This window comes from Wandonia haliotis (genome assembly GCF_039523435.1).
GTDB lineage: Bacteria > Bacteroidota > Bacteroidia > Flavobacteriales_D > Crocinitomicaceae > Wandonia > Wandonia haliotis.
Genome location: NZ_BAAAFH010000003.1, coordinates 784,185 through 804,101 on the forward strand (window position 1 = coordinate 784,185; position 19,917 = coordinate 804,101).

The window sequence follows — 19,917 nt, forward strand, 5'->3', positions numbered from 1 at the left end:
TCTTTTATTTAAAAACTGTGCGTAAATGTTACGGTCAATCCATTGGAAGCCGGCACGAAACGACATACACCACCCACACAGAAAAGTCCTGCATTCTGGCGACCATAGGCTACCTGTAAACGCGTTGAACCCCATATTTTCCCAATTACTCCGATCGGATAAAGAACCCTCAGATCAGGATCAGGGTGTCCGTAGTTGTATTGACCTACAAAACTAAAGAACCAGTCCGGAGATATTGTATATTCCAGCACAAGGGTAGCCCAATGTCCACGATCTTTTCTCCCTTTGGTCCAGAGTCCCTGTAACTCTCCCCGTATCGAATGTTTCGTATTGATTTTATACAACACATCAATCACTCCGATGTGAGATTCGATAATACCTTTGGCATCTGTTATTTTAATAACATCATTATTGAGGTGAATATTATAATAAGATGCAATAAAACTCCATTTTTTGGATAGTTTTCGTTTAACTTCAACATTTATGTCACGCCAGTAGAGATCACTTCTTTTATATGATGAATGAAATAATCTTGAAGAATAAACAACACGTGAGGAATCGTTCAGATCAATCCCGTTAAGGGTTTGTTCCGGAGCAAAAGCCGTTGAGAAGTTCAGGGCAATATCCATCCCGTATTTTCCGCCCAGTTTTGTTCCTCTTTTGAATTTATAGAAGAAATCAGCCTGATACGCAACTTCTCCCAGGGGTTGTGATACATAAGGATATAACGTGGTGACAAGGTTGTACGTATGCGTTTTGGTCAGCGGAGGTATAAAGCCGATTGTCAGATCCTGTAAGGCAGCATTCCGCTCGCTTCGGAATGACATGTTATCAATACTTTTAGCGGATAGTAAAACTCCGATTCCTTTTTGAGAATACCCCAGATTAACAATCATACCTTTACCGTAATTGAAAATATAGTTATTGTCAGCAGAGGGGTCTGCTTCCTTGATAACATATTCCCCGTTGAGATAAAAGTTTTTATAGCCGAAATCAATACGTCCTCCATAGGCTCCGACGTTAGCCGGGATATTATAATCGGGATGTGTCCCTGATTCATATTTACTGACAAATGACCCACCAATCTTTAACCGGATTTGTTTATCGGATAACTTAGTTATTAATTGATCTACGGCCAGTTCTCCGTCAAATCCTCTGACAATTCCCGCGCTTTTCACAACCTTTCCATCAGTAAATGAAAAACGTTGTTTCCCATAAACACCTTTGATGGTTAATCCTTTCACAGGAGTGAGTCGCAAATGAAATCCGTCCATGGCATTGTCAACACCTAAAGCTCGGTCTTCATAAGAGCGGAAAATCAATCCTGAGCCAAACTGTTCGTAAAAATTTCCTACAGTTACGCTAAGCAACTTGTTTTCGTACCCTACATAACGATATCCCAACCCTGCACCATCATAACGATCCGGGTATCCCAGAATACGGGGATAGTACACCTCGAAGCGGGCTCCGGCTTTAAATCCTGCAAGATTATAGTTTACCAGAGCATACGTATTGATAAGTGATTTTTCCTTAGGCTGGGTAGCACCGATAATAGAATCTGTAAGCAGATACTGGTAAATACTCTCTATATTACCACTTACGGAGCCTAATTTTTGGGCAAAAGAACCCGTTCCAAATGTGAAGCAAAAGAGGATCACACTTGTTATATATCTATATTTCATAAGGCGATTACTTGATCTTTGACGCTATTCTTTTACAAGACTTTTAACGTGTTCGTACAATTCGTGCTCATCCCCTGGAGAATAATTGTTGTGTGTGTAAACGATATTTCCGTTTCCATCAACAAGGAACGTATGCGGAACATTATTGACTCCCATTGCGCGTTTGAAGTCTCCGTTAGGATCCATCCAGATTTCGTATTCCCACCCTGATGCATCCACATAAGGTTTAACACGATTTTTGGTGCGTTCGTCATCAACGGAAACAGCAATTAATCTGACACCTGTTTCCTCTTGCCAGTCAATGTACTCCTCATTGATTGCATTTAATTCACGTTTACATGGAGAACACCATGTTGCCCAAAAGTTTATGATCACAGGCTTTCCGTCGTTGTTAATTTCAGCAGTATTGATTCGTTGCCCGTTTACGTCTACAAGTTGAACGGAAGGAACTTTTTTGCCCTTTCCATTATCGGCTTCTGCTTCCTGAGCGTAGGTGCTGATAAATGAAAGACCGATTAGCATACTGGTTAAGAATATCTTTTTCATAGTTCTGTTTTTGGGTTAACATGCAAATTGTATTCCAGTGTTAAAAGTACGATTTTATTTGCGCTCTTCTACTGTGAAGATGGCTTAAATTATTGAAATCCTAAATTCTATAAAACAGGAAAGCCACCCGAAGATGGCTTCCCTCTATGAAAAGTAGAATTATTTCACAACTGAAAGACGAGCGGTAGCTGTACTTCCATTTGAGTTTTTAACATTAACAAAGTAAAGACCTTCAGCTAATTCTGAAGTTGGAATGTTAACTTCATTTTGTCCCATAACAGAACCTAGCTCAACTGAATAAACAGTTTGCCCAAGAGAGTTAATAACTTCTACAGAAGTGTTTTCTGCATCTGCATTGAATGATACAGTCGCTGACTCTTTTGCCGGATTAGGATATACGGAAAGAGTTGTTTCCAATTCCTCTTCATTAATATCAATAGAAAGCGTTGCAGAAGGACATGCATCAAGTGCAGATTGGTAGGCAACGAACATTCCGTTTCCATATCCAACATCTACTTTTACAATTTCACTTCTTCCCGGATCAGTAACGTTAGGACAAATCATCACGAAAAATGGAATTGAACCACCTGAGTTGAAATCATGGTTAACTCCATAGTGATAGTACTGTGCGTTGTTTTCAGCTGTATAAGCAAACTTAGGGTAGCTATAGAAACCACCGTTCCAATCCAGATTGTTAAGAACGCTGTTATTGTCTGTTTGTTCAACTGAAATAGCTAAAGCCTGTACCCGACCTTCTCCTGATCCATTGTTTTGAACCATTGCTGAAATTTCAGGAGTGGAACTTTCACAAGGTCCGCACCATGAAGCCATAAAGTCAAGGATGATAGCTTGTCCGCTTGAAAGACTGTTATAGAGGTTGAAATCTTCTCCGTGAGAATCAGTCGCAATATACTGTCTGATAGGCAGAACAATGTTAAAGTTTTGAGTAAGTGAGTTATTTGAGTCATCATCATCAGACGTTGTTATTGTTGCTACGAAAGGAATGTTATTTGCCGCAACTGTTCCATTAACAGGAACTTCAATTGTATATGAATCTCCAAATTCCAGATTAAGTCCTGTAGGGCTAACCGTAGTCGCACTTCCACCATTGAATGACCAGTCAAGATCAAATGCAGAAACAGGGTTGGTTCCGTTATTGGTTACAATAATTTGGAAGGTACGGTCTCCTTCAATACTGTTATCGATAAGAACGTTACTAACTTTAAGATCGTTAGCAGCAACGCTCATTACTTCAATGTCGTCCAGATTTATACGGAACTCGTCAGAGACGTTATGATGTCTGAAAGCTATGTATACAGTTTCTCCTACGTGGGAAGAGATGTCTATTGAACGGAACATGTATCCGTTAGAAGTAGTTAATACTTCTGTAAACGCATTCCCATCTGTAATCATTGTATTCACATCAGAAGACGTATTTACATATACAGAGTAGTTTTCTGCAGGCCAATCCTGATCCTGACCATATACTTTCCAGGTTAAAAACACAGTTCCCGTTGCAGAAGTTAAATCAATTGCCTGAGAAACCATCCAGTTGTCCGGATTTAAAGCTGAACCCGCGTATGAGGCAGAGGTCGCGTGATCGTTTTGAATTCCGTCATTGAAATTAAGAACGTACCAATCATTCCCATCTCCATCACTGTCAACAAGAGTCCAGTTGTTAAGGTTTCCGCTTGAGAAATCATCAGAGAAATAAGTCTGAGCCTGAGCACTGATACCCAATGCGCAACCAGACAGTAAACATAGAAATTTTTTCATAAGTATTCTTTTTAGTTCTGTTCCAAATGTAACATTATTTTAATCAGATTAACATAAAAATAACAAACCACTCTTGAAATCCTATGTAAGTATGATGAATGACAGAGGAAGGAAAGGATTGTTAAAAAGAGGTTCAATTTTTGTTATATTTGTATAATATAAATCAGATAGTTTGTTGATATGAAGAATACATTACTTTACGCTTTTACGCTTCTTTTCTCTTTTGCTGCTTCAGCTCAGAGTTCAGGAGTTTTTATTCACCTTGAAAGCGATCCGAACGTTGCTTACAATGGTCAGACGGTTACCATATCAGGTACGGAGCAATTGGTATATACAAATTTGTATATCCAGAATGTTAGTGGAGCAACAAAACAATATAAGTGGGAACGGGTAAAACTGGATTTGTCGTCTCCTGCTTTTACGGATCAGTTATGCGATAATGAAATTTGTTTCGACTGTAATGGAGATCCCTGGATTCGTCCGTTTTTCTATGAGTTAAATGATACGGATTCAACTTTATTCCAGCCAAAAATGTTTTTTAATGGTGGAGGAGGCTATGCCCGATTCAGATACTATGTTTTAGATGAGAATGAAGATCGTATTGATTGGGTTACAGTAGAGTTTACATCAACGCTTTCGGCAGGAGAAGAAGCTTTAGAGAATATTGAAGTATATCCAAATCCGTCATCGGGTATGGTGACAGTTAAGAATGCTTCTGAAGGAGCTTCTTTTGAAGTGTTGGATATGTTAGGTAAGGTTGCTTACAAAGCACCTGTGAGTGCTGCTTCTCAAAAAGTAAACTTATCAGGTTTGCCGGATGGAGTATACTTCTATGTTGTTAAGGATAAAAGAGGAAATGCTCTCCCCGCACGAAAATTGATTATTAGAAAGCAGTAATATTAGGGTTAATATTGTAAAGCTGAGACCGACCTTGTTAGGGTCGGTCTTTTTATTTCTTTTATATGTGTTTCAAAAGGTTGTGTCTGAATGTCTCAATACCTTTTGTAGCAGTTTCCTTAATATGTATGTAATTGGAATCAATAGGGATTGCTTTGGGGTCAATTGCGTAACAGATGCAATCAGGTTGACAAAAGTGGATCAGTCCCGCGGCAGGATAAACCTGCAATGAAGTGCCTATAATAAGAAACACATCTGCAGAAGAAACAATTTCTGCGGCATGGGATAATAAAGGTACTTCTTCTCCAAACCAGACGACGTGTGGTCGGAGTTGATAACCTTCGGGGCATAGATCACCAGGATTAAGTTCATCACCTACAATGTCATAATAGGCTGATTCCTGCTTAGGACCACTGCTTTTTGATTTAGTAATTTCACCATGGAGGTGGATGACATGTGTGCTTCCTGCGCGCTCATGAAGATTGTCAATGTTTTGAGTGATAACGGATACGGAGAAATCCTTTTCGAGTTCGGCAATTACCTTATGGGCGATGTTAAAGGTTGCTGTATTATTAATTCGTCGTCGGATATTATAAAAGTCCAGTACTGATTCGGGTGATTTCAACCAGGCTTCAGGTGTTGCAACTTCCTCTATTTTATAATTTTCCCATAAACCACCATTGTCACGAAATGTTCCCAGCCCGCTTTCGGCACTGATTCCGGAGCCGGAGAGTACAACAAGTTTCTTTTTCATACTACAGGAGTTCTTTTGGTTTTATTCAAACAAAGCGAAAGATATTTAATTTTATTTCACGAAAAAAGAACTAAGCTCTCCATTGTTAGGCAATTTTTATAATTTTACCCTCTTGAATTATCCGTAAAAGGAGTTTTATTATGGCGAAAATTAGAAAGCAAGAGGCGTTAGATTATCACTCAACCGGAAGACCGGGAAAAATTGAAGTTATTCCATCCAAACCATACTCCTCGCAGCGTGATTTGTCGTTGGCATATTCGCCCGGAGTGGCTGAGCCATGTCTTAGAATAGCAGACAATAAAGAAGATGTATATAAATATACGGCAAAAGGAAATTTAGTAGCAGTAATTTCCAACGGTACAGCAGTTTTAGGACTTGGTGATATTGGTCCGGAAGCTTCCAAGCCGGTTATGGAAGGAAAAGGGCTTCTGTTTAAGATCTTTGCAGACATTGATGTGTTTGATATTGAAGTTGACGCTTCAGATCCCGAACAATTTATTCAGACAGTAAAAGCAATTGCACCGACTTTTGGTGGAATTAACCTGGAGGATATTAAAGCTCCGGAAGCTTTTGAAATAGAAAGAAGACTAAAAGAAGAATTGGATATTCCGTTGATGCACGACGATCAGCATGGAACGGCAATTATTTCCTCAGCAGCTCTGTTAAATGCTCTGGAGCTGGCAAAGAAAAAGATAGGAAGAGTTAAGATTGTAGTGAGCGGTGCAGGTGCTTCGGCAATTTCCTGTGCAAAGCTATACGTTGCGTTGGGAGCAAAACGCGAGAATATATTCATGTTTGACAGTAAGGGGTTAATAACCAAGAATCGTGAAGGGTTGGATGAGCATAAGTCACTATTTGCTTTGCATGCAAAAGACCTTACACTTGATCAGGCATTAAAAGGAGCAGATGTATTCTTAGGTCTTTCGAAAGGGAATATTGTTTCTAAAGATATGATCAAATCCATGGCGAAAGATCCTATCGTATTCGCCCTTGCTAACCCTGACCCGGAAATTGCTTACAGGGATGCAATGTCAGCGCGAAAAGATTTGATTATGGCGACAGGACGTTCTGATCATCCTAATCAGGTAAACAACGTACTGGGTTTCCCGTTTATCTTCCGCGGAGCGTTAGATGTTCGGGCTACTTGTATTAATGAAGAAATGAAGCTGGCAGCGGTTCATGCGATTGCTGCGTTGGCAAAAGAAACAGTTCCGGAAGAAGTAAATGAGGCTTACGGAGATAAGAATATTTACTTTGGACGAGAACAGTTTATTCCGAAACCACTCGATCCTCGTCTTATATATTATGTTGCACCGGCTGTAGCAAAAGCGGCAATGGAATCGGGAGTGGCACGTTCTCCGATAAAAGATTGGGATGCCTATGAGGCAGAACTGAAGAACAGACTTGGGTTGGATAATAAATTTGTCCGGAATATTACCGAAAAAGCGACCCGAAATCCAAAGCGTGTTGTATTTGCAGAGGCGGATAACTACAAAATTCTGAAGGCAGCACTTACAGCTTACGAAGAGGGAATCGCGACACCTATTTTACTAGGTAAAAGAGAGCGTATCCTTTCAACGATGGAGGAGAACAATATTGAAATGCCGGATGTGGTAATTGTTGATCCGAAGTCAGAAGATCAGGAAGAGAAAAGAAATGAATTCGGTCAGGCATTTTTCGAGAAAAGAAAACGAAAAGGGGTTACCGAATACGAAGCGATTCAACTTATGAGAGACCGAAATCATTTCGGTGCTATGATGGTTGAAAAAGGTGAGGCAGATGCAATGATTTCCGGGATTACAAGAAACTATAAAGATGTAATTCGCCCGGCCCTCCAGATTGTGGGAGTAGAAAAGGATGCAGGACGTGTTGCCGGAATGTATATCCTTATGACCAAAAGAGGTCCGATGTTCCTTGCAGATACAACAGTTAATGTGGATCCGACAGCGGAAGATATTGCGACAATTACAGAGTTAGTAGCAAAAACAGTACGAAGATTTAAGGTAATACCGAAAATTGCTTTGTTAGGTTATTCGAACTTCGGATCAGCTCCGGGGAAAGACCCGAACAAAATGAGAGATGCGGTAGAGATTCTGCACGAACGCAACCCTTCGTTGTGTGTAGATGGTGAAGTACAGGCAAATTTTGCGTTGAATAACGAATTGATGCAAGAAAAATTCAGCTTCTCTACTTTAGCCAATAAATCAGTGAATACATTGATTTTTCCTAACCTTTCTGCAGGAAATATTGCCTATAAAATGATGCAGGAGATGACAGAAGCTGAAGCGATTGGTCCGGTACTACTTGGTTTGAAAAAATCAATTCACGTACTTCAATTGGGATCATCTGTTCGGGAAATTGTCAATATGGTGAAAATTGCAGTCGTAGACGCACAAAGTAAATAACACTATGATTACGCATCTCAGAGGAAGATTAATCGAGAAAAACCCGACACATTTGGTAATAGAATGTGCCGGTGTGGGATATGCTGTTAAGATTTCGTTGAATACGTATGCAACCCTGTCTTCTGATGAAAATATTTTTATTTACACGCATCAGATATTCAGAGAGGATGCTCAGATTTTGTTCGGCTTTCACTCGATAGAAGAGCGGGAAATGTTTAACCATCTGATCAGTGTATCGGGAATTGGTCCGAATACAGCTATCCTGATGCTTTCGGCTCTTTCTCCGGAAGAAATTGCTCATGCCATCCAAACCGAAGATGTGAAGACAATCAAGAGCATCAAAGGTATTGGAGCAAAGACAGCTGAGCGTGTTATTATTGACCTACGGGATAAGGTTGTGAAAATGGAATTTACTTCGAATAATATTTTCACACAGAACAATACAAAACGATTTGAGGCGTTAACTGCATTAATTGCTTTGGGATTTGATAAGAAAATAGCGGAAAAAGCACTGGACAAAGTAGCTGCCTCAGAGGAAGATACTGTCGAAGTGCTTATTCGGGAAGCATTAAAAATATTGTAGTAGAAATTGTACATTGTTAGGAACCTCATAGAAAACTACTTTAACCTGCGATACGCGTTTGTATTGTTGGTGATGTTGGTCATTTCGGGATCTTCTTGGACGAAGGAGTTCATCCCGAAAATTTATCTGGATTCACCGGAAGTTAATCTGCCGTTCCCAATTGAGGAACATCAGGATCCTACACAGAATAATTCACAAAGTTTTGATCTGGGATTGCCCAGTAATGTTACTACTACTATAGAATACGACCCTGTTTCGGGAAAGTATGTATTTAAAGAAAAAGTAGGAAATAATATCAATCTTCGTCCTTCTTCCATGATGACGCTTGAAGAATACCTTCAGTATCAGCAGGAAAAGGAAATGGAAGAGTACTGGAAAGACAGAATAGCCCAGGAAAATGAAGAAAATCAATTTCTTATACCACCTTTAAAAATTAAAGGGGAGGCGTTTCGAAATATTTTTGGTAGCAATGAGATCAATATCCGCCCGCAGGGTTCTGTGGAGTTATCCTTCGGAGTAAATTCTTCGCGATATGACAATCCGGTTCTTCCGGAAAACCAGCGAAAAATTACACGATTTGATTTTAACCAGAGAATCCAGTTGAATCTTGTTGGACAGGTCGGGACAAAGTTAAAGCTGACCACAATGTACAATACAGAGGCAGCATTTGATTTTGAAAATGTTACAAAGCTGGAGTACACAGGAGATGAAGACCAGATTATCCAGAAAATTGAAGCGGGTAATGTGAGTATGCCTTTAAATACATCTTTAATCCAGGGTGCGCAGGCGCTGTTTGGTGTAAAGACACAATTGCGATTTGGAAAATTAACCGTAGATGCTATCGCTTCTCAATCACGTGGACAGAAACAGGAAATAAATATTTCGGGTGGAGCACAGGTTCAGAAATTTGATGTAAAAGCGGATAACTACGAAGCAAACCGTCACTTTTTCATAAATCATTATTTCTATGATCACTATGACGAGGCGATGGCACAACTTCCGATTGTCAATACACCTGTAAACATTACACGTATGGAGGTGTGGGTTACCAACCGCCAGAACAATACGGATAATACGAGAAATATTATTGCCTTTTCCGATTTGGGAGAAGCAAAACAAGAGAATTTTGAGGGGAATGCAACAAGTACTTCCTCTTCGGAGCTTCCGGACAATGCAGCAAACAACTTATACGATTGGGCAACAGGTAATGCCCTGCTAAGAAGCTTTTCGAATGCAGTAACAGCACTTTCTTCTCAGGCAGCCTCACCCGGACCTTTTCAGCAATCTTTTGATTACGAGAAAGTAGAAAATGCAAGAAGATTAAGTGAGCAGGAATATACGTACAATGCTTTATTGGGGTATATCTCACTAAATATGCCATTGAATAATGATGAGGTTTTGGCTGTTGCCTACGAATATACCGTGCAAGGTCGAACTTATCAGGTAGGAGAATTTTCTACAGACGGTATTGAAGGGCAAAACGCGTTATACCTGAAAATGTTGAAATCGACGATTTTGAGTCCGAGAATGAAAATCTGGGATCTCATGATGAAAAACGTCTATTCGATTGGTGCTTATCAGTTGACGCAAGCCGATTTCAGAATGGACTTATGGTATAATAATCCGGAAACATCCTTACCAGTGAATTTCATGCCCTATTCGGGGGTAGATGAAACACTATTGGTTCAGTTACTGGAAATGGATAAACTGAATCAGAATAATCAGCCTTTTCCGGACGGGGTGTTCGATTTTGCTGCACTAGCGCAGAATGGAAACCGTTTCGAAAACGGAGGTACGATTAACCCGAAGAATGGACGAATTTACTTTTCGACAGTAGAACCTTTTGGTAAAACATTATACGATAAACTGGTGGATGGAGGGATTGCACCTAATCAGGCTTCCAGAATCGCCTATACGGAACTCTATGATTCGACATTGATTGCGGCTCAAATGCTACCGAGTAAAAACCGGTTTAGCTTCAAAGGAGAATACAAATCTTCGGTGAGTTCAGATATCCCTTTGAATGCGTTGAATATTCCTGAAGGTGCTGTATCGGTTACTGCTGGTGGAATTCGCTTACAGGAAGGAACGGATTATACAGTTGATTATAACCTGGGAAGAGTGAAAATTTTGAATTCTTCCATTTTGGAATCGAATACACCTATAAAAGTATCCATAGAGAGTAATTCTATTTTTGGATTCCAGCAAAAGAACTTCATGGGGACCCACTTTAACTATCGGGTTAATAAAGATTTTAATATTGGTGCCACCTGGGTACACTCCAAAGAAAAACCGTTAACCCAAAAAGTAAATATAGGTGATGAACCCTATAGTAATCACATGATAGGGTTAAATATTGACTACCGTACAAATGCTCCTTTCCTGACGAGATTAGTAGATCTTTTACCAATAATTTCTACAAGCGCACCATCTTCTATTACCTTTAGAGGTGAAGGGGCATATCTTATTCCCGGAACACCAAGAGGGATAGGTAAAGGAGGAGTTTCTTATGTGGATGATTTTGAAGGAAGTCAGAGTACGATAGACATTCGTACACAAAGTATGTGGAAACTGGCTTCTGTGCCTCAGGGGCAGCCGGATCTGTTCCCGGAAGGAAATCTCAAAAATGACCTTTCCGCAGGATATAAACGATCTTTGTTGGCCTGGTATACTATTGATCCGCTTTTCTATCAGAATAACTCGTTAACTCCTGCACATATTCAGGAAGATCCTTCGATGTTGGATGATGCGCGGATGCGAATTGTAATGCAGACCGAACTGTTCCCAAATTTACAATTACAGCAGTTTACCTTTAATAACATCCCGACACTTGACCTTGCGTATTACCCGAAGGAAAGGGGGATGTACAACTACGATACAACAGCAAACCTTACACTTGACGGATTGTTCTCTGATCCACAGGCAAGATGGGGAGGGATAATGCGTTCACTTTCTACCACAAACTTTGAACAGGCAAACATTGAATTTATCCAGTTCTGGATGCTTGATCCGTTTAACGATGATCAGGAAGCGGTAAATCAAGGTGCTCATTCAGGAGGGGACTTATACTTCAACCTGGGGAATGTGTCCGAAGATATCTTGCCGGATTCACGTAAAAGTTTTGAAAATGGATTACCTGCTGGACCAGATGATCCGCAGGGAAATACTGACCTGACGGTTTGGGGACGAGTGTCAACTGACCAGACAGTAGTTAACGCTTTTGACAATGATCTGTCGGCAAGAGAAAATCAGGACGTTGGTCTTGACGGATGGGGAAATACAGATGAGAGAGAATTCTATCTGGGGTATGTAAACTGGGTAGAAAGTAACGGAGTGTTGAGTGCAGAAACTAAAGCTAGAATGCTGGCGGATCCCTCTTCAGATGACTTTAACTATTATAGAGATGACCAATACGATGAAGAACGCTTGAATATACTTGAGCGTTACAAGCGATATAATGGTCATGAAGGAAACTCACCAACGTCTGAGATGTCTGCTGAACAAAATGCTGATGGCTATATGACATTGGCGACAAACTCACCGGATATTGAGGATATAAATCAGGATAACAACCTTTCAGAATCCGAAAGTTACTTCCAGTATAAAGTTAGCTTACGTCCGAACGATATGGTAGTTGGTAAAAACCATATTACAAGTGTTTCGGAAGTAACTACACCAGCCGGTAAAGTTGAAAAATGGTATCAGTTCCGCGTTCCGGTTTCTCTTCCGGACAAAGCGGTAAATGGAATTTCAGACTTCAGATCTATTCGTTTTATGCGAATGTTCCTGAAGGAATGGGACGAAGAAGTTGTTTTGCGTTTTGCACGATTAGAACTGGTACGAGGAGAATGGAGACGTTATAACCAAAGTCTGGTAGATCCGGGAGATGTGGTTCAGGTGGATCCGAATCTGACAACATTCAACATTAATGTTGTGAATGTGGAAGAACATGACCAGAGAGAACCTATTAAATACGAAATTCCTCCGGGAATTCAGCGTGAGATTGATCCGGGACAGGTGCAGACCCGACAGTTGAATGAACAATCCATGAGCTTACAGGTTTGTAATTTGCAGGATGGAGATGCTCGTGCCGGTTTCAGAAATGTGACCTTTAACCTGAACAACTATAAAAAACTGAAGATGTTTGTCCATGGAGAAGAGGTTGATCCTTCATCTCCTCTTTCAGATGATGATGTAACGGTATTTATTCGTTTGGGAACGGATTTGACGGACAACTATTACGAATACGAATTACCTCTGAAATTGACGCAGTGGGGATCAACAAGTGCAGAAGCGATCTGGCCGGAGGCAAATAATGTGGAGATTGTATTTGAAGATTTGACTAACCTGAAGAAGGGGCGTAATGAACTTATGGAGGCTGCTAACCCTACTGTAAGTATGAACGTTATGTATTACGAGCCTGTACCAAGTGATCCTACAAAACGAATAGGAGTAAAGGGTAGCCCTAACCTGCAGGACCTGAGAACGATAATGATTGGTGTAAGAAATCCGAAAAGTAATGGAGATAACCCATGGAAACCGGATGATGGATTACCAAAGTGTGCCGAGGTATGGGTAAATGAGTTGAGATTAACGGACTTCATAAGTGAAGGTGGTGGAGCAGCCGTGGCCAGTCTTCAACTTCAACTTGCTGATTTTGCCAATGTATCGATGTCGGGGAATTACTCGGGGCTTAACTGGGGTAGTATTGACAGTCGTGTTCAAGACAGACAACGGGACACCCGAATGGGATTTGATTTTAATACCAATATGCAGTTGGGACAGTTCTTTGGTAAAAAAGCCCGAATCAATGTTCCCTTCTTTTTCTCTTATTCAGTTGGTGTGATTAACCCTGAATTTGATCCATACAATCCGGATATCAAGTTGTCGGAGTACGATCTGAATGAAAGAAGAGAACGAGCCAAAAGGGGGCAGGATTTTACAGAAAGAAAAGCGTATAATTTCACCAACGTTCGTAAGGAAAGAAAGCAAGGAAAGAAAGCCCGTTTCTGGGATATTGAGAATATTTCACTTACATACGGATATAATGAGGATTTGCACAGGGATTTCAATATTGAGTATGACAGAACAAAAGTATGGCGGGGAGGAATTAATTATAATTTCAATGCAAATCCTTTCTTATGGGAACCTTTCAAGAATGTAAAGGGATTACAGAAATCCAAATGGTTGGCACTTATAAAAGAAGCCGGAATTTATCTTGGACCTAAGAGTGTAACCATAAACAATGCCCTGTTACGTACATACAATGAACGTTTGGTTCGAAATAACTTATCTTCGTTTGAGTTTGACCCGGTGTATGTGAAGAACTTCACCTGGGCACGAAACTACATGTTGAAGTACGATATTACCAAGAACCTGAAGTTTGACTTCGCTGCAAATAATAATTCGATCTTCACAGAGCCGGATGGTCAGATTGATAAAAAAGCAGATCCTGCGAACTATCAGTTGTTTAAGGACTCCATTCGTCGTCAGTTGGGTACAGGAGGTACAACAATGAATTACAATCATTCCTATAATATTTCCTATAATATTCCATTTAATAAGATTCCTGCTTTGGACTGGGTGACATCCAATATTCGTTACTCGGCAGGGTATGACTGGCAAAGAGCACCACTGGGGCAATCGGACTTTGGAAATATTATCCAGAATAACAGAAACCTGAATATGACTGCCCAACTGAACTTTGTGAATCTTTACAATAAGGTTGAATTCTTCAAAAAGATTAACAATGGAGGTGGTCGTTCAGGAGCGGTTCAACAACGACGAAGCGCCGCCGTAAACAGAGGTGGAGTAAGACAGGGAGGTAGAAGTTCTTCCGGTGATACAGGAGGATTCCTCGGATGGAAAATTGACAGATTGAAGAGCAAGATCCAGAAAGAGCAAGGAAAAATCCAGGATCTTGAAACGTTTAGAGACCCGTCTCAGAATTTAGTCGATTCATTAGGTCAGGAGACAATTGATGATAAACAGGAGACAATCAGTTCAAGAGAAGAGAAGGTTAAGACACTTGAAGAAAAACTGAAAGAGAAAGAAGAACTGGCTCGACAAAAGGCAGAGAATAAAGATAAGCCGGTTCATCCTGTGCTTGGTTTTGCCGGAAGATTATTAATGACCTTGAGAAATGTTTCTGGTACCTACTCCGTAAATGACGGAACGTTGTTGCCGGGGTACAATCAACAAACCAGTTTACTCGGGTTTAATAGTTCGTTTAAGGCTCCTTCTGCAGGATTTGTGTTCGGTCAGCAGGAACGAACAGTCTGGGGAAGAGATAATGGAAGAGATTTTGCTCAGGAAGCAGCTGATAGTGATTGGTTAGTTAGAAATAGTAGGTTGAATACACAGCATGCAACAACGCATAACCAAACCATTACAGGTAGAGCTACGCTGGAGCCGATCAGAGATTTACGTATTGATCTGACGATAAACAGAACGTTCTCTGAGAATCAGTCTGAATTCTTCAGGTGGAATGACTCGTTGAATATACATGAAACACAAAGTCGTTTCACAACTTCTAATCTCACGTATTCAACGATATCTATTGGTTCCGCATTTACTGCAATGTCCGGTCGATACCAGTCAAGAACATTTGATCAGATGCGGGAATACCGTCAGGATGTATCTGAGCTTCTAGGATCGGACAATCCTAATTCCTCTCCTGATGGAACCGGGTTCTATTCAGGATATAGCGGGAATCAGCAGGATGTTGTTATTGGGGCCTTCCTGGCAGCTTATACAGGAACCGGGGTGAACAGTAAGTCAAAAAATCCGTTGAAAAATATTCCTCTTCCAAACTGGTCGATTACGTATGACGGAGTTTCCAAGTTCAAATTTATGCGTAAAGTCGTTCGTAACTTTGTGATTAAGCACAGCTATAGTTCTACGGTTACAATGGGAGGAATGCAGACGAATCTGAACTATGGTGAAGATGGAAACGGAAATGCTATCGAACGGGATTTGAATAATAACTTTATTTCTTCGATGCAGGTACAGAACGTAAGTATCTCGGAACGTTTTTCTCCTCTGATTGGATTTGACGCAACATGGGTGATTAAGAAAAACGGATTGATTACGAAGTTTGAATACAAGAGAGATCGTTCTGTTGGACTATCTCTGGCGAATAATCAGGTAACAGAAATTTTTGGAACGGAATGGGTAATCGGAACCGGGTACAAATTCGGAAATGTTAAGTTACCCTGGTTCAAGTTGAACAATCGACCGATTGTATCAGACCTGAACTTCCGTTTTGACCTGACAATCCGTGATAATGTAACTGTAATCAGAAAAATAGTAGAAAACACAAATCAGGCAACAGCAGGTCAGAATGTGATCTCTATTCGTTCATCATTGGATTATAACATCGGACGTAATTTAACGGCGCAGATATACTATGATCAGATGATCACGAATCCTAAAATTGCGACGTCTTACCCAACAGGAAACATGAACTGCGGGATTCGCCTGAGAATTAACCTAGGAGGATTGTAATATGAAATTTCGTCGTGCTGTTCCTGAAGATTCTGTAGCTATACACGAATTGATTATTGAACTGGCTGTATATGAGAAAGAGCCGGATGCTGTAAGTACTACTCCGGAGCAATTATTGATTGATCTGTTTCAGGAGAAGAGATGTTTTGCTTTCGTTGCTGAAAATGAACACGGAAAAATAGTAGGATTTGCCCTGTATTATTTTGGGTATTCGACCTGGAAAGGAAGAACGATTTATCTTGAAGACCTCTATGTTCAGCCGGAATACCGAAAAGACGGAGTGGGAGGTAAACTTTTTGATCGTGTTGTAGAAGAAGGAAAGAGGCAGGGAGCAAAGAGAATGGACTGGCAGGTATTGGAATGGAATACGTCGGCTATCGAATTTTACAATAAAAAAGGAGCTTTGTTAGACGACGAGTGGATAAACGGACGTTTGTTCTTTTAAGAACTTTTTTCGTTGTATTTTGTTCCAAATAAAAGCTTCTTGAGTATGAACAGGATCATTTTGATAGCAGGAGGAACCGGTTTGATAGGAACCCTTTTAGTCAAAGAACTGGAGAGGAATAACCATAAGGTTCGAATTCTGACAAGAAATAAAAGGAAGTGTGATCGACAAAAGTTCTTTTTCTGGGATCCGGACGCGAAAGAATTGGATAGAAATGCATTGACAGATGTCGATACAATCATCAATCTGACCGGAGCTGGAATTGCTGATAAACGATGGACATCCGAACGAAAACGGGAGCTGATTGATTCCCGCGTTAAACCTGCTCTTTTTCTGGAATCATTTGCTGATGAAATGCCTGGTTTGAAACAGTATATCAGTGCATCCGGAATTAATTGTTATCCGATTGATGAAAATTCTCATGCTGAAGCGGATGCGTATGGATCTGATTTCCTTTCGCATATTGTTAAAGAATGGGAACAGGCGGCTAAATCCTTTGAAAAATATTGTCCGGTAACATTGGTTCGTATTAGTACCGTGTTAACACAATCCGGAGGTGCGTTAGAGAAAATGGCAGCTCCTTTTAAATTATATGTCGGTTCTCCGCTTGGAAATGGACAACAACCGATGTGTTGGGTTCATCAGGATGATTTGATCAGAGCATTTGTGTACCTGATGGAACATCAACTGGAGGGGGCGTATAATGTGAGTGGGGAGCAGGTGTCAAACAAAGAATTCTCACGTATTCTTGCGAAACATTTACACAAACCGATGCTACCTTTCGGAGTTCCGGGGTTCGTATTGAAATTGGTATTGGGACAGATGAGTGAAATATTGCTGAAAGGACCTAAAGTAGATACATCTAAATTGCAACAAACAGGGTTTAGTATGAAATATAAAACCATTGAAGCAGCCTTGAATAATCTCATGCCTGCGTAGTGTATTAGTTAAAACTTTAACAGTTTCTACCGAATTCATAAAACTCAATTACGGATTAGTGATATATTTCAAGTACTTGGTTATTTTTGTACAAACGACTTCTCATGGAAATGACACCGGAAATACAGAAAAAGCTTCAATTGCTTGAAGAGAAATATACCTCCATAGGACAACCTACGGAAAGTTATCTCGAAGGCCTTTTATATGCTAATCCATTAGGATACTGGGATTATATTATGACAGATACTCTGTTGTCTTTACAACATCCCAGAACAGACTTTCCAGATGAGCTTATTTTCATCATGTACCACCAGATTACGGAATTGTATTTTAAACTGTCGCTCAGTGAATTGAAACAGATCGCTTACAATGGTAAAAAGATATCTGATCTGGGACAGGATAAAGGATGGAATGAAAAGTTAGATGTCCAATTCTTTACCGAACGACTGCGAAGAGTTAATGCTTATTTTGAAGCACTAACCAAATCTTTTGATATCATGATTAAGGGAATGGAGCCGGAGCAATTCCTTAAATTCCGGATGGCACTGCTTCCTGCCAGTGGTTTTCAGAGTGCACAATACAGAATGATTGAGATTTGTTCTACTGACCTGATCAATATTGTTTCTTTACCAAAAAGGGAAGAGTTATTATCAGCGACAGTAGAGGATAAGTTTGAATACATCTATTGGAAAGAAGGTGCTACAGAGCTTGAATCCGGTGCGAAAACACTTACTTTAAAACATTTCGAGCAAAAATATACCGACCAGTTATTGAAGTTGGCACGTGAATTTGAAACAAGAAATATTTGGCAAAAATACCTGGAAATTGAATCTGCCGGAGAAGTGACAGATGCGCTGCGAAAAGAAATGCGACAACTGGATGTAAATGTAAATATCAACTGGCCTTTAGTACACTATAAATCTGCAGTACGGTATTTGACAAAGAATAATTCGGATGACACACCGGCTACAGGAGGTACAAACTGGCAGAAATACCTGCCTCCTCGCTTTCAGAAACGTATTTTTTACCCAAATTTGTGGTCAGATGAAGAAAAAGACAATTGGGGAAAAAGTTGGGTGGATGAAGTATTGGCAAGGTAGTTTAGCGGTTATACTGATACTGGTTTCAGCATGTACATCTGATGCGAACGTAATACCAGAGGATACAGATAAAAAATCAGAAGAAACGGTAGTTCGTGAACCTGAAACAAAATTCGGAATTAACATTGATCCGTATACGCTACAAGAGGGAGTTGTAGAAGATGGATGGACGCTTTCTCATCTGTTAGCCCCATTTGGAATTGATCACGCATCAATTATGAAGGCGGATGCAGCAGGTAGGGATTCTTTGGTCGGGCTAAAGTACATTGTTGCGGGAAAACCTTTTACAGCGTTTATTCCTAAAGGAGATACACTAGGGAAGGCAGATTTTATTGTTTACGAATCGAGCATCACAGATTATTTCATCTTCGATTTTACAGATAGCCTGTCGGTAAAAAGATTTGAAAAACCGATTGATATAGAACGGAAAACAATTATCGGGGAAATTGTCAAGAATTCCAATCTTACTGAAACGATTAATCAACAGACTGGTAACATTGCACTTACAGGAGAACTGGCTGAGTCAATCGCTGGGATTTTTGCCTGGAGTATAGACTTTTTTAAACTGCAGGCAGGAGATCGGTTTAAGGTGGTTTATGAAGAAAAAAGTGTGGAGGGTATTCCTTTTGGAATGGGAAGAGTAGAGGCGGTTGTTTTCGAACATTGGAAAACACCGAACTATGCGTTTTATTTTAAACTGGACTCGGCTCATGTAGAAGGCTATTACGATGAAACGGGGAAAGAAATGAAGAGACCCTTCTTAATGGCTCCGGTTCAATTTTCGCGTATAAGTTCAGGGTTTACCTCAAGACGTTTCCACCCGGTACAAAAGAGATACAAAGCACACTTGGGTACAGATTATGCTGCGCCCACAGGAACTCCCATTTTTAGTACGGCTGATGGTACCATTATTGAAGCAACAAGAAGCCAGTTTAACGGGATTTATGTGAAAGTTCGTCACAATGATGTTTATATGACACAATACCTGCACATGAGTCGTATAGAAGACGGAATTCGACCGGGAGTAAGGGTGAAGCAGGGGCAGACGATCGGCTACGTAGGAAGCACGGGATTAGCAACAGGACCACATGTCTGTTATCGTTTCTGGAAAAATGGGAAACAGGTAGATCACAGGTCGCAAAAATTACCGAAGTCAGAACCGTTAAAAGAAGAAGTATTACCGATCTATCTAGAAAATATTAGGGAAGTTAAGAAAGAACTGGATGACTTATCCTGGAAGAGGAAGAAGTAAAGTGATATTTGTCACTTTTTAATCGTACTACA

Annotated in this window: 12 protein-coding genes; 8 read left to right on the forward strand and 4 right to left on the reverse strand. The window is 40.3% G+C overall.

Annotated features, from left to right (window positions below; genetic code table 11):
• Nucleotides 1-8: 8 nt before the first annotated feature.
• The 3 genes from ABDZ97_RS04160 to ABDZ97_RS04170 all read right to left on the reverse strand — a co-directional run bounded on the left by ABDZ97_RS04160 (nucleotide 9) and on the right by ABDZ97_RS04170 (nucleotide 4,004).
• A complete protein-coding gene (locus tag ABDZ97_RS04160) occupies nucleotides 9-1,682 on the reverse strand; it encodes a DUF6029 family protein (RefSeq protein WP_343785302.1) in 1,674 nt (557 codons plus the stop codon).
• A gap of 24 nt (nucleotides 1,683-1,706) precedes the next feature.
• Nucleotides 1,707-2,228: a TlpA family protein disulfide reductase gene (locus tag ABDZ97_RS04165; RefSeq protein WP_343785303.1), complete on the reverse strand. Its 522-nt coding sequence runs from the start codon at nucleotides 2,226-2,228 to the stop codon at nucleotides 1,707-1,709.
• Nucleotides 2,229-2,387: 159 nt separating this feature from the next.
• Nucleotides 2,388-4,004 carry a T9SS-dependent choice-of-anchor J family protein gene (locus ABDZ97_RS04170; RefSeq protein ID WP_343785304.1) on the reverse strand — a complete coding sequence of 539 codons (1,617 nt, stop codon included), beginning with the start codon at nucleotides 4,002-4,004 and terminating at the stop codon, nucleotides 2,388-2,390.
• Nucleotides 4,005-4,184: 180 nt separating this feature from the next.
• Here ABDZ97_RS04170 and ABDZ97_RS04175 point away from each other — a divergent pair, with 180 nt between their 5' ends.
• Nucleotides 4,185-4,901, forward strand: a complete 717-nt coding sequence (locus tag ABDZ97_RS04175; protein ID WP_343785305.1) for a T9SS type A sorting domain-containing protein — start codon at nucleotides 4,185-4,187, stop codon at nucleotides 4,899-4,901.
• A gap of 61 nt (nucleotides 4,902-4,962) precedes the next feature.
• On the opposite strand, the gene ABDZ97_RS04180 is transcribed toward ABDZ97_RS04175, so the two are convergent.
• Entirely contained in the window at nucleotides 4,963-5,655 is a 693-nt protein-coding gene (locus tag ABDZ97_RS04180) for an SIR2 family NAD-dependent protein deacylase (RefSeq protein ID WP_343785306.1), read from the reverse strand.
• A 140-nt stretch (nucleotides 5,656-5,795) separates the two neighbouring features.
• Here ABDZ97_RS04180 and ABDZ97_RS04185 point away from each other — a divergent pair, with 140 nt between their 5' ends.
• The 7 genes from ABDZ97_RS04185 (at nucleotide 5,796) to ABDZ97_RS04215 (ending at nucleotide 19,885) form a co-directional block, all read left to right on the forward strand.
• Nucleotides 5,796-8,060 (forward strand): NADP-dependent malic enzyme, encoded by a 2,265-nt coding sequence (locus tag ABDZ97_RS04185; RefSeq protein ID WP_343785307.1) that lies wholly within the window; start codon nucleotides 5,796-5,798, stop codon nucleotides 8,058-8,060.
• Nucleotides 8,061-8,064: 4 nt separating this feature from the next.
• A complete protein-coding gene (gene ruvA / locus ABDZ97_RS04190; protein ID WP_343785308.1) occupies nucleotides 8,065-8,643 on the forward strand; it encodes a Holliday junction branch migration protein RuvA in 579 nt (192 codons plus the stop codon).
• A gap of 6 nt (nucleotides 8,644-8,649) precedes the next feature.
• A complete protein-coding gene (sov, locus tag ABDZ97_RS04195; RefSeq protein ID WP_343785309.1) occupies nucleotides 8,650-16,149 on the forward strand; it encodes a T9SS outer membrane translocon Sov/SprA in 7,500 nt (2,499 codons plus the stop codon).
• Nucleotide 16,150: 1 nt separating this feature from the next.
• Nucleotides 16,151-16,594, forward strand: a complete 444-nt coding sequence (locus ABDZ97_RS04200) for a GNAT family N-acetyltransferase (protein ID WP_343785310.1) — start codon at nucleotides 16,151-16,153, stop codon at nucleotides 16,592-16,594.
• 45 nt (nucleotides 16,595-16,639) lie between these two features.
• Nucleotides 16,640-17,533 carry a TIGR01777 family oxidoreductase gene (locus tag ABDZ97_RS04205; protein WP_343785311.1) on the forward strand — a complete coding sequence of 298 codons (894 nt, stop codon included), beginning with the start codon at nucleotides 16,640-16,642 and terminating at the stop codon, nucleotides 17,531-17,533.
• Nucleotides 17,534-17,637: 104 nt separating this feature from the next.
• Nucleotides 17,638-18,633 carry a tryptophan 2,3-dioxygenase family protein gene (locus ABDZ97_RS04210; RefSeq protein ID WP_343785312.1) on the forward strand — a complete coding sequence of 332 codons (996 nt, stop codon included), beginning with the start codon at nucleotides 17,638-17,640 and terminating at the stop codon, nucleotides 18,631-18,633.
• Entirely contained in the window at nucleotides 18,578-19,885 is a 1,308-nt protein-coding gene (locus tag ABDZ97_RS04215; protein ID WP_343785313.1) for a M23 family metallopeptidase, read from the forward strand. The genes ABDZ97_RS04210 and ABDZ97_RS04215 overlap by 56 nt, the downstream gene beginning before the upstream one ends.
• Nucleotides 19,886-19,917 lie beyond the last annotated feature (32 nt).

Coding starts and splice junctions, on each gene's coding strand:
- ABDZ97_RS04160 (WP_343785302.1), bottom strand. CDS start 1,682: ATGAAATATAGATATATAACAAGTGTGATCCTCTTTTGCTTCACATTT.
- ABDZ97_RS04165 (WP_343785303.1), bottom strand. CDS start 2,228: ATGAAAAAGATATTCTTAACCAGTATGCTAATCGGTCTTTCATTTATC.
- ABDZ97_RS04170 (WP_343785304.1), bottom strand. CDS start 4,004: ATGAAAAAATTTCTATGTTTACTGTCTGGTTGCGCATTGGGTATCAGT.
- ABDZ97_RS04175 (WP_343785305.1), top strand. CDS start 4,185: ATGAAGAATACATTACTTTACGCTTTTACGCTTCTTTTCTCTTTTGCT.
- ABDZ97_RS04180 (WP_343785306.1), bottom strand. CDS start 5,655: ATGAAAAAGAAACTTGTTGTACTCTCCGGCTCCGGAATCAGTGCCGAA.
- ABDZ97_RS04185 (WP_343785307.1), top strand. CDS start 5,796: ATGGCGAAAATTAGAAAGCAAGAGGCGTTAGATTATCACTCAACCGGA.
- ruvA (WP_343785308.1), top strand. CDS start 8,065: ATGATTACGCATCTCAGAGGAAGATTAATCGAGAAAAACCCGACACAT.
- ABDZ97_RS04200 (WP_343785310.1), top strand. CDS start 16,151: ATGAAATTTCGTCGTGCTGTTCCTGAAGATTCTGTAGCTATACACGAA.
- ABDZ97_RS04205 (WP_343785311.1), top strand. CDS start 16,640: ATGAACAGGATCATTTTGATAGCAGGAGGAACCGGTTTGATAGGAACC.
- ABDZ97_RS04210 (WP_343785312.1), top strand. CDS start 17,638: ATGGAAATGACACCGGAAATACAGAAAAAGCTTCAATTGCTTGAAGAG.
- ABDZ97_RS04215 (WP_343785313.1), top strand. CDS start 18,578: ATGAAGAAAAAGACAATTGGGGAAAAAGTTGGGTGGATGAAGTATTGG.